9 protein-coding genes are annotated in these 8,495 nt (G+C 72.9%); 4 read left to right on the top strand and 5 right to left on the bottom strand.

Annotated elements, in window-relative coordinates; all coding sequences use genetic code 11:
• Positions 1 to 96 precede the first annotated feature (96 nt).
• From ACFCV8_RS34170 to ACFCV8_RS34155, 4 genes are all read right to left on the bottom strand, one after another.
• Positions 97 to 1,128, bottom strand: a complete 1,032-nt coding sequence (locus ACFCV8_RS34170) for an alcohol dehydrogenase (protein WP_376689399.1) — start codon at positions 1,126 to 1,128, stop codon at positions 97 to 99.
• Positions 1,129 to 1,282: 154 nt separating this feature from the next.
• Positions 1,283 to 3,067, bottom strand: coding sequence for an ABC transporter ATP-binding protein (locus tag ACFCV8_RS34165; RefSeq protein ID WP_376689398.1), 1,785 nt, complete (start codon positions 3,065 to 3,067; stop codon positions 1,283 to 1,285).
• Positions 3,064 to 4,764 (bottom strand): ABC transporter transmembrane domain-containing protein, encoded by a 1,701-nt coding sequence (locus tag ACFCV8_RS34160; protein ID WP_376689400.1) that lies wholly within the window; start codon positions 4,762 to 4,764, stop codon positions 3,064 to 3,066. The genes ACFCV8_RS34165 and ACFCV8_RS34160 overlap by 4 nt, the downstream gene beginning before the upstream one ends.
• Before the next feature lie 53 nt (positions 4,765 to 4,817).
• Entirely contained in the window at positions 4,818 to 5,543 is a 726-nt protein-coding gene (locus ACFCV8_RS34155; RefSeq protein ID WP_376689397.1) for a hypothetical protein, read from the bottom strand.
• A 106-nt stretch (positions 5,544 to 5,649) separates the two neighbouring features.
• Between ACFCV8_RS34155 and ACFCV8_RS34150 the strand changes: the two genes are divergently transcribed.
• The 3 genes from ACFCV8_RS34150 (at position 5,650) to ACFCV8_RS34140 (ending at position 7,073) form a co-directional block, all read left to right on the top strand.
• Entirely contained in the window at positions 5,650 to 6,480 is an 831-nt protein-coding gene (locus tag ACFCV8_RS34150) for a helix-turn-helix domain-containing protein (RefSeq protein WP_376689396.1), read from the top strand.
• Complete coding sequence (locus tag ACFCV8_RS34145; protein WP_376689395.1) at positions 6,477 to 6,686, top strand: DUF397 domain-containing protein; 210 nt, start codon at positions 6,477 to 6,479, stop codon at positions 6,684 to 6,686. Before ACFCV8_RS34150 ends, ACFCV8_RS34145 begins: the two co-directional genes overlap by 4 nt.
• Before the next feature lie 177 nt (positions 6,687 to 6,863).
• Complete coding sequence (locus ACFCV8_RS34140) at positions 6,864 to 7,073, top strand: DUF397 domain-containing protein (protein ID WP_376689394.1); 210 nt, start codon at positions 6,864 to 6,866, stop codon at positions 7,071 to 7,073.
• A gap of 89 nt (positions 7,074 to 7,162) precedes the next feature.
• On the opposite strand, the gene ACFCV8_RS34135 is transcribed toward ACFCV8_RS34140, so the two are convergent.
• On the bottom strand, positions 7,163 to 7,753 hold the full coding sequence (locus tag ACFCV8_RS34135; protein WP_376689393.1) for an NPCBM/NEW2 domain-containing protein: 591 nt from the start codon (positions 7,751 to 7,753) through the stop codon (positions 7,163 to 7,165).
• A gap of 411 nt (positions 7,754 to 8,164) precedes the next feature.
• On the opposite strand from ACFCV8_RS34135, the gene ACFCV8_RS34130 reads away from it, so the two are divergent.
• Positions 8,165 to 8,431 carry a hypothetical protein gene (locus tag ACFCV8_RS34130; RefSeq protein WP_376689392.1) on the top strand — a complete coding sequence of 89 codons (267 nt, stop codon included), beginning with the start codon at positions 8,165 to 8,167 and terminating at the stop codon, positions 8,429 to 8,431.
• The last annotated feature ends 64 nt before the right edge of the window (positions 8,432 to 8,495 follow it).

The raw sequence follows: 8,495 nt of genomic DNA, 5'->3' as shown, positions 1-8,495 counted from the left end.
GCCCGTACCGAGGGGCGGCGCCGGCCGCGACGAGAGGAGGACGAGAGAGGGGGACCAGAGGGAGGGGTGGGCGGGGAGGGGCGAGAGGGGCGACCCTCAGCCAGTGGTGAGCACCATCCGGAAACGGGCGGTACCGGACAGCATCTTCCGGTAGGCATCCTCGGCCCCGTCCAGCGGAACCGTCTCGGTCATCGGACGGATGCCGTGCAGGGCGCTGAACGCCAGGGTGTCCTGCACGTCCTGCGCGGTGCCGGAGGGGTGCCCCCGGACGACCCGGCCGGACATCAGCAGCTGGTTCGGGCTGATCCCCAGCGCCTGGGCGTCCGCCCCGATGACGACCAGCTCGCCGCGCGGGCCCAGCCCGTCCACGGTCGCCGTGATGGCCTCGGAGCTGGCGGCGGTGGCCAGTACCGCCCGCGCCCCGCCCAGCGCCTGGAGCGCGTCCGCGACGGAGACGTCCGCCGTGCTGTCGACGTAGTGGTGTGCTCCCAGCTCCCGCGCGAAGGAGGCCTTCGCCGCACCGCGTGCGATCGCCACCGTCTCGAAGCCCATCGCCGCCGCGTACTGCACCCCCAGGTGCCCGAGACCGCCGATCCCGAGCACCGCGACCAGATCCCCCGGCCGGGCGGCACTGCGCCGCAGCCCGTTGTACGTGGTCACCCCGGCGCAGGCCATCGGTGCCGCGTCGACGGCCGCCAGCGCGTCCGGAATCCTGGCCAGGGCGTCCGCCGGTACGGTCACGCTCTGCGCGTAGCCCCCGTCGTACGCCCACCCGGGCACCTTCAGGTTCGCGCACACCACGAAGTCGCCCCGGCGGCACGGGCCGCAGTGCCCGCAGCTGCCGCCGAACCAGCCCACCGCCACCCGGTCGCCCACCTGCCAGGCGTCCTCCGTGCCCGGGCCCAGCTCCGCGATCCGGCCCGCGATCTCGTGCCCCGGCACCACCGGGAACCGCACCCCCGGCACCAGGTCCTCCACGAACAGACTGTCGCTGTGGCAGACCCCGCAGGCCTCCACCGCCACCCTGACCTGCCCCCGGCCGGGCTCCGACACCACCCGCTCGACGACCTCGAGGGGACCACCGGCGGCGGCCGCCTGCGCCGCTCGGTACACACTGGGAACGCTCATCAGACTCTCCCGGGTCACGTGGAAACGCCCCCCTCGGCCCCAGTACACCAGCTCCGCCCCCGCGCGGGCGCACGTGACGCACGGGGCGTCCGGGGCGTCCGCGGCCGGGTCCGGCGCGGGGCCCGGGGCGTGCCCGTGCGGTCCGGCGGGGTCCTCACGGCGCGGGCGCCGGTCCGCCCCCGCCGTGCCAGGAGCGCCAGAGCGCCGCGTACGCCCCGCCGGCCGCCACGAGCTCGTCGTGCGTGCCCAGTTCGGTGATCCGGCCGCCCTCCATCACGGCCACCCGGTCCGCGTCGTGCGCCGTCTGGAGCCGGTGCGCGACGGCGATCACCGTCCGGCCCTCCAGCACCGAGGCCAGCGCCCGCTCCGTGTGCCGGGCCGTCCCCGGGTCCAGCAGCGCCGTCGCCTCGTCGAGGATCAGCGTGTGCGGGTCGGCCAGCACCACCCGCGCCAGGGCGAGCTGCTGCGCCCGCGCGCCGTCCGGCCGGTGTGCCCCGTGGCCCAGGTCGGTGTCCAGCCCGTCCGGCAGCCACTCGGCCCGGTCGGCGCCCACCACGGCGAGCGCCGCGCGCAGTTCGGCGTCGGTGGCGTCCGGCGCGGCGATCCTCAGGTTGTCCCGGACCGTGCCGAGGAAGACGTGGTGCTCCTGGGTGACCAGGACGACATGGCGCCGCAGCCGCTCGGCGTCCAGCCCGGCGACCGGCACCCGCCCCACCGTCACCGAGCCGGTGCGCGGCGCGTCCAGCCCGGCCAGCAGCCTGCCCAGGGTGGTCTTCCCCGCCCCGGAAGGACCGACGACCGCGAGCCGCTCCCCGAGGCGGACCGTCAGGTCGACCCCGCGCAGGACGTCGCCGCCGTCGTCGTACGCGAACCGCACGTCCCGCACCTCGATCCGGTCGTCGGCCGGCCCGGGGGAGGCGGGCGGGGGCACGTGCCCGTGCGCCGCCGGGGCCAGGCCCTCGACCCGGGCGAAGGACGCCCCGCTGCTCTGGAGCTGCTCCAGCCGCTGGAGGATCGTGTCCAGCGGCTGGGAGAGCTGCCGCAGATACACCGCCGCGGCCACCACCGCGCCGACGCTCACGGCGCCCCGCGCCTCCAGCACCCCGCCGAGCAGCAGCACCCCGGCCACCGGCACGACGTACGAGACGTCGATCGCCGGAAAGAGCACACTGCGCAGGGACAACGTCCGCGTCCTGGTCCGCCGGCACTCCTCGATCGCCACCCGGCAGGCCGCGATCCGGCGCTCCTGGAGCCCCAGCGCCTCGACGGTACGGGCCCCCCGCGCGGTGTCCGCGAGCTGCTGGGCGAGCGCCGAGTTGGCATCGCCCTCGGCGAGGTACGCGCCCGGCGCCCGGCGCAGGTACCAGCGTGCCGCGAACCAGATCCCGAGCAGCCCCACCACCCCGCACGTGCCGAGCAGCGGATCGAGCGCGAAGACCGCGCCGAGAATGAACAGCGCCTGCACGGCGGCGATCAGCACCTCCGGCCCGGCGTCCCGCAGCGTGGCACCGACCAGCGCCACATCGGTGGTGCCGCGGGTCAGCAGATCGCCCGTACCGGCCCGCTCCGCCACCCGCGCGGGCAGCGCGAGCGTCCGGTCGGTGAACTCCTCGCGGATACGCGCCAGGGTCCGTTCGCCGAAGCGGTGCCCCACGTAACCGGCCCAGCGGACCAGGAGGAGCTGCGCCACGGCGAAGCCGAGGATGGCGAGCGCCAGCCGGTCCACCACGGCCGCCCCGCCACCGGCCACGACCTCGTCGACGATCCGCCCCAGCAGCCACGGAGCGACCAGACCGGCCGCCGCGGCCAGCGCGTTCAGGACGATCATGGCGGCGAAGGCCCGCCCGTCCAGCCGGACCAGCCGCAGCGCCGCCCGGAACGTGACGGACGGTCCGGCGACGGGCAGCCCCCGCGGTCCACGCCCTGCTCCGGTGCTCATCGGATGTCCTCCTCGTACGCCGGAACGGACCGTTCCCGGGCAGGGTCGCCGTGGTCCGCGGGGTCGTTGCCCGCGGCGCCGTTGCCCGCGGCGCCGTTGCCCGTGCCGTGGTCGTCCGTGCCGTCGTCGTCCGTGCCGCGGGAGACCAGGCGCCGGTATCCGGGCTCCCGCTCCAGCAGCTCACGGTGGCTGCCGACGGCCGCGACCTCCCCGTCGACCAGGTAGTACACGGTGTCCGCCCGGTCCAGTACGAGCGGCGAGGTGCTGGTGACGAGCGTGGTGCGCCCCGAGCGCGCGGTACGCAGCCGGTCCGCCATCGCCGCCTCGGTGTGCGCGTCCACCGCCGAGGTGGGCTCCACCGCCAGCAGCACCTCAGGATCGGCGAGCAACGCCCGGGCCAGCCGGACGCGCTGGCGCTGGCCCCCGGAGAGATTGCCGCCCCGCGCCTCGACGCGGGCGTCGAGCCCGTCCGGCAGCCCGCGCACGATGTCCTGCGCCACGGCCGCGTACAGGGCACGGTCCAGGGCCTGCGCGTCCCGGTCCCGGGCGCCGCCGACCACCTCGCGCAGCGGCCCGGCGAACAGGTCGGCGTCGTTGTCCGCCACCAGGACACGGCGGCGCACCCGCGTCAGGTCGATCTCGTCCAGCCGTACGTCCCCCCAGGTCGCCGCCGACCCGGTGAACCGGCCGAGCCGCTCGACCACCGCCGCCGAATCCTCCGGCCGGGCACCGGCCAGCGCGGTCAGCCGCCCCGGCACCACCTCCACCCCGGACTCCGGATCGCGCAGCACGGCCGGCGCCCCGGGCCCCGCCCCCTCCGCATTCCCGGAACCGGGCTCCAGGGCCAGGAAACGGATGACCCGGCGGGCGGCGACCAGCCCACGGCTCAGGTCGTAGCCGCCCTCGATGAAGAACTCCACCGGCACCACCAGCACGGCCGCGTACCCGTACACCGCGACCAACTCGCCGACACTGATCGCCCCTTCGGCGGCCATCCGGGCCCCGAGCCAGGTGACGGACCCGAGGAACAGGGTCGGCAGCCCCACCCCGAGCGCCCGGATCCAGCTGGTCACCGCCCCGACCCGGTACCCCTCCTCCCGCAGCTCCCGCGAGCCGCGCCGGTAGCGCTCGGCGTACACCTCCTTGCCGCCGATGCCGTTGAGCACCCGCAGCCCGCCCACCATGTCCTCGAACCGCCCGGCGAGCAGCCCCTGCCGCTCCCGGTACGCCGCCTCGACCCCCTGCAGCCTCCCCAGCAACGGGCCCACCAGCACCATCAGCAACGGAACCCCGAGCAGCACCACGGCGGCGAGCAGCGGCGCCACGGCCAGCAGCAGCCCGGCCACCACGACGAAGGCGACGACCGCGCCCACTCCGGGGCCGGTGATGGTCAGCGTCATGGCGATCACGGCGACGTCACCGAACCCGATGGTGACGACCTCCCCGGCGGTGACCCGGCGCGGCAGCTCGGCACCCAGCCGGGTCGACTGGGCGACGACGGCCCGTACGGACCGCAGGACGGCGTCCAGCCGTACCCGGGTCATCGTGCGGTGCCGCATGATCGCCAGCCAGGCGTTCAGCACCCCCACCCCCAGCAGCGCGGCCACCCACCCGGCCAGCGCGGGCCGACTCCCCGCCCGCAGCCCGTCGTCGATGGCCCGGGACAGCAGATAGGGCGGCAGCGTCAGCCCCACCATCCACGCACTGCCGAGCACCGAACCCGCGGCGACCCGGCGACGCTGGCAGACGATCAGCCACCACAGGTACCGGAAGGGGCCCCGGAGGTCGGGGGGCCGCACCCCTTCCCGGCCTTTCCGGTCTTCCCGATTCTCCCGGTCTCCTCGCTCGCCGATCGGAACCCCTCCCCCGGGTGGTGGTCGGACGGGCTCGCGGAAGCCCGCTCCGCGGAGCGTACCGAGAGGGTGTACGTGCAGTCCGCGTCGGGGACCACGACGAGCAGCGGGGACCCGCTCTTCAGGAGCGCGTGGGCGGCACGCTGGCTGCGCCGGTCCTCGTACCAGGCGCGGAGATCGGCGAGGTGCCCGAGGCCCGGGTCGAGGCCGAGCCGGTCCACGATCCACAACGCCTGCCCGCCGAGCCACCGCAGCGCGAGAATGGAGGAGACGGTCCGGAAGGTGCCCAGCACATGCCGCTCGGGCTCGTCGCTCCCGTACACCAGCCCCTCGGCCAGCGCCTCGCACCAGTAACTGTCGGGCGCCACTTGCAAGAACACGTCGTGGCCCGCCCCGTACGGAACGCCGCCCCGCAACCGGTCCTCCGGCCCCGCCGCCCGTACGGCCCCGGGCTCCACCTCCCACTCGATCCCCCCGCCGGGCGGCCGCAACAACCAGTACGGCCCGGCGGTCCCCCGGAACTCGCCCACCCGGTCACGGCGGCTGATGTCCACCAACAAAGCGCCGGGTTCCGGGACTTGCGGGTCCTGCTGCTCGCTCGGGGGGTCGCTCTGCACGGACATGGGACCACTCCTCTCCGTAACGGTTCCGCTACCAAGTGAGGTCAGAGTGGATTAGAATCGGCGACGTCTTCAACTTACGGACGCTGACAGGCAGGTTGGATGCCGGATGGTGAATCGGAAGGAACTGGACCCTGACCGGTCGCCGAGTGCCGCGCTCGGCGCCCGCCTTCGCGGTTTGAGGGATGAGCGCGGCTGGACGCAGGACGAGCTCGGTAATCGCATGGGCTGCTCCGGGGCGCATATTTCCGCCGTGGAAACTGGTCGAAGAAAACCAACTCGCCGTTTTTCTGCAACTGTTGACAGAGTGTTCGGAACTGGAGACCGGTTCGAACGCCAGAGCCTCGCTGTGCGGCAGACGGCGCTCATCGAGGGGTTCCCGGAGTACGTCACGCACGAAGCGCGGGCCTCGGAGATCAGGTTGTACGAGGTGGGCGTCATACCCGGTCTGCTGCAAACGCTCGAGTACTCGGCGGCGCTCGAAGCGGATGCGGTGCGACGCGAGGCGATCACCCCGGAGCAGGCCGACGAGCGCGTCGGTCTGGTGGAAAGGCGGCAGGCCGCTCTCGTCCGCTCGCCATCACCCTTGATTCTCGCGGTGCTCGACGAAGGGTGCATTCGGCGGCCCATGGGTTCACCTGTTGTCATGGAAGCCCAATTCGCGAGGTTGCTCAGGTTTGCCGAGCTGCCGAACACCGTGTTGCAGATCGCGCCGTTCTCGATGGGGGAGCGCAGGCCGTTCAACCTTCCCATCACAGTTCTCACCATGGCGGACCGCTCGCTGATGTCCTACGCCGAGTCCTCGCACCGGGGGCATCTGGAGAGAGAAAGCGCGTTCGTGTTGCCGATACTGACGGCCTACCATCAATTGCAGGCCGAGGCACTCTCCCAGGCGGCATCAGTGGCCATGATCGAGCAGGCACGAAAGGGCACTCTGTGACTACCGAATCCCCCCGTTGGTTCAAGTCCTCCTACAGCGGCAACGGCGGCCAGTGCATCGAGGTCGCCGCCAACCTGATCGCCCCGCGCGGCGTGGTTCCCGTCCGCGACACGAAGATCCCGGGTGGTCCGGTGCTGAGCGTCCCCGCCGCGTCGTTCGCCTCGTTCGTGGCGGGCGTCAAGGCCGGAGAGTTCGGCACCGTCTGACCCGACGAGTTCGGCGCGTATGGACAAGGAAGCCCTCGCTGTGTGGTGGACGCCGCGCGGTGGGGGCTTCGGTGCGGGCTCGTCCTGCCGAGGTGCACGACCTATCATCTGCCGCAGTCGAGGCACCTTCCGGGCGGCATCCGCGGCTGTCGCCAGCCGGACACGAAAGGGCACCCCGTGACCACCGAATCCCCCCGCTGGTTCAAGTCCTCCCACAGCAGCAACGGCGGCCAGTGCATCGAGGTCGCCGCCAACCTGATCGCCCCGCGTGGCGTGGTTCCCGTCCGCGACTCGAAGGTCCCGGGTGGTCCGGTGCTGAGCGTCCCTGCCGCGTCGTTCGCTTCGTTCGTGGCGGGCGTCAAGGCCGGAGAGTTCGGCACCGTCTGACCCGACGAGTTCGGCGCACCTGATCCGGGAGGGCCCCACCACGCGGCGCACACCGCGCGGTGGGGCCCTCTGCGATCAGCTGGAGTGCGTCAGCTCCGGTGGAGCATCGGGTCGCCGATGCCGAGGGTCGGGCCTCCGTCCTCGCTCTCGGCGACGATCGTGAGGAGGGCGACGCCGGTCAGGTCCACGGTCACCTGCACCGGCCGGTTGATCTGCGCGGTCGCGCTCTTCAGCGTCTTCCCGTCCCCGCCGCCGCTCTTGAACGACACCGTCGCCGGGTACGCGGGGCTGTCGTCGTCGAGCCCCACGGTGACGGTGAGGCTCTTGTAGTGCTCGTTGATGCTGTACGTCAGGGACTCGAAGTAGCCGAGGGATTCGCCGACAACGGCGTTGTCGAAGCGTTTGCCGCCCATCGTCACCGACTTGCGCACCAGGTTGTTGTAGCCCGAGCCCAGCGGCTCGACATCGGTGAGCGGTACGTCATTGGCCGCGCGCGCACTCGAACCGGGGGAGGGGCCGTCGTCGGCGGTGGCGCCGGGTGCGGGAGGGGTGGCCGTCACGGTCACCGTGGCCGTGGCAGTCACCGTGCTGGTGACCGTCCGGGCGGTGGGCGGGGTGACGATCGACGGGACGCCGAAGAACCCCAGGACGAGCCCGACGACACCGGTGAGGGCGGTCACCAGCGCGGCCGTCTCGGCTCTGCGGCCGGTCCGTGGAGCGGGTGGCGGTGGAGCCGGGTCCGGGTCCGGGGCCGGCGTCGGGCTCGGGGCCGGGACAGGGGGCGGCGTCGAAGGCGGGGGAGGCGGAGGGGATCCCGGTTCGGGCTGTCCAGTGCTCATGTCCAACTCCCCCGATGTCAGCTGCTGTTGTTGGTGCGGAGGCAGAATTCAACTGGATGGATGCGTCAACGGCAAGGATGTCCATCGCACACCGATCGGGGCCGGGTCCACCTGCGACACGTGCCGCTCGGCCAGTCGGGTGACCCGGTTCACTCGTGAGTGTCACTTGAGTGCGTCATATGCCTGGGGCGGGCAGCTTCGGGCCGAGCGGGTCGTGACCAGCGGCTCGCCGATCACCTCTCGGGAGACTTCATGCGTATTCGGACGGCACTCGCTGCTCTCACCCTCGCCACCGCCGGTCTGCTCGGGGCGGCAGGCGCCGCCTCCGCCGAGGAGGGCCTCGACGCGAGCTGGGGACAGGGCCAGTTCTTCGTGAATGAGACCGGCGCGGGTGTCCAGAGTGCTCAGTCGTCCGCGGCGGCGGACGGTGTCAGCCGTGCCGGGTTCTGGATCCTGGCGGACGACAGCGGCGTCTCCGGCTCGTTCAACGGATCCGGCGTCACCTACAACAACGAGTAGGCCTCACTATCCCGCAGGGCAAGGATCACAGGCGCTTCCGTTCGGCTCGCGGGCCGAACGGAAG

Source organism: Streptomyces sp. NPDC056347, from assembly GCF_042262625.1.
GTDB lineage: Bacteria > Actinomycetota > Actinomycetes > Streptomycetales > Streptomycetaceae > Streptomyces.
Note: the sequence above shows the minus strand (reverse complement) of the source record. Positions and strands in the feature narration are given on the sequence as shown.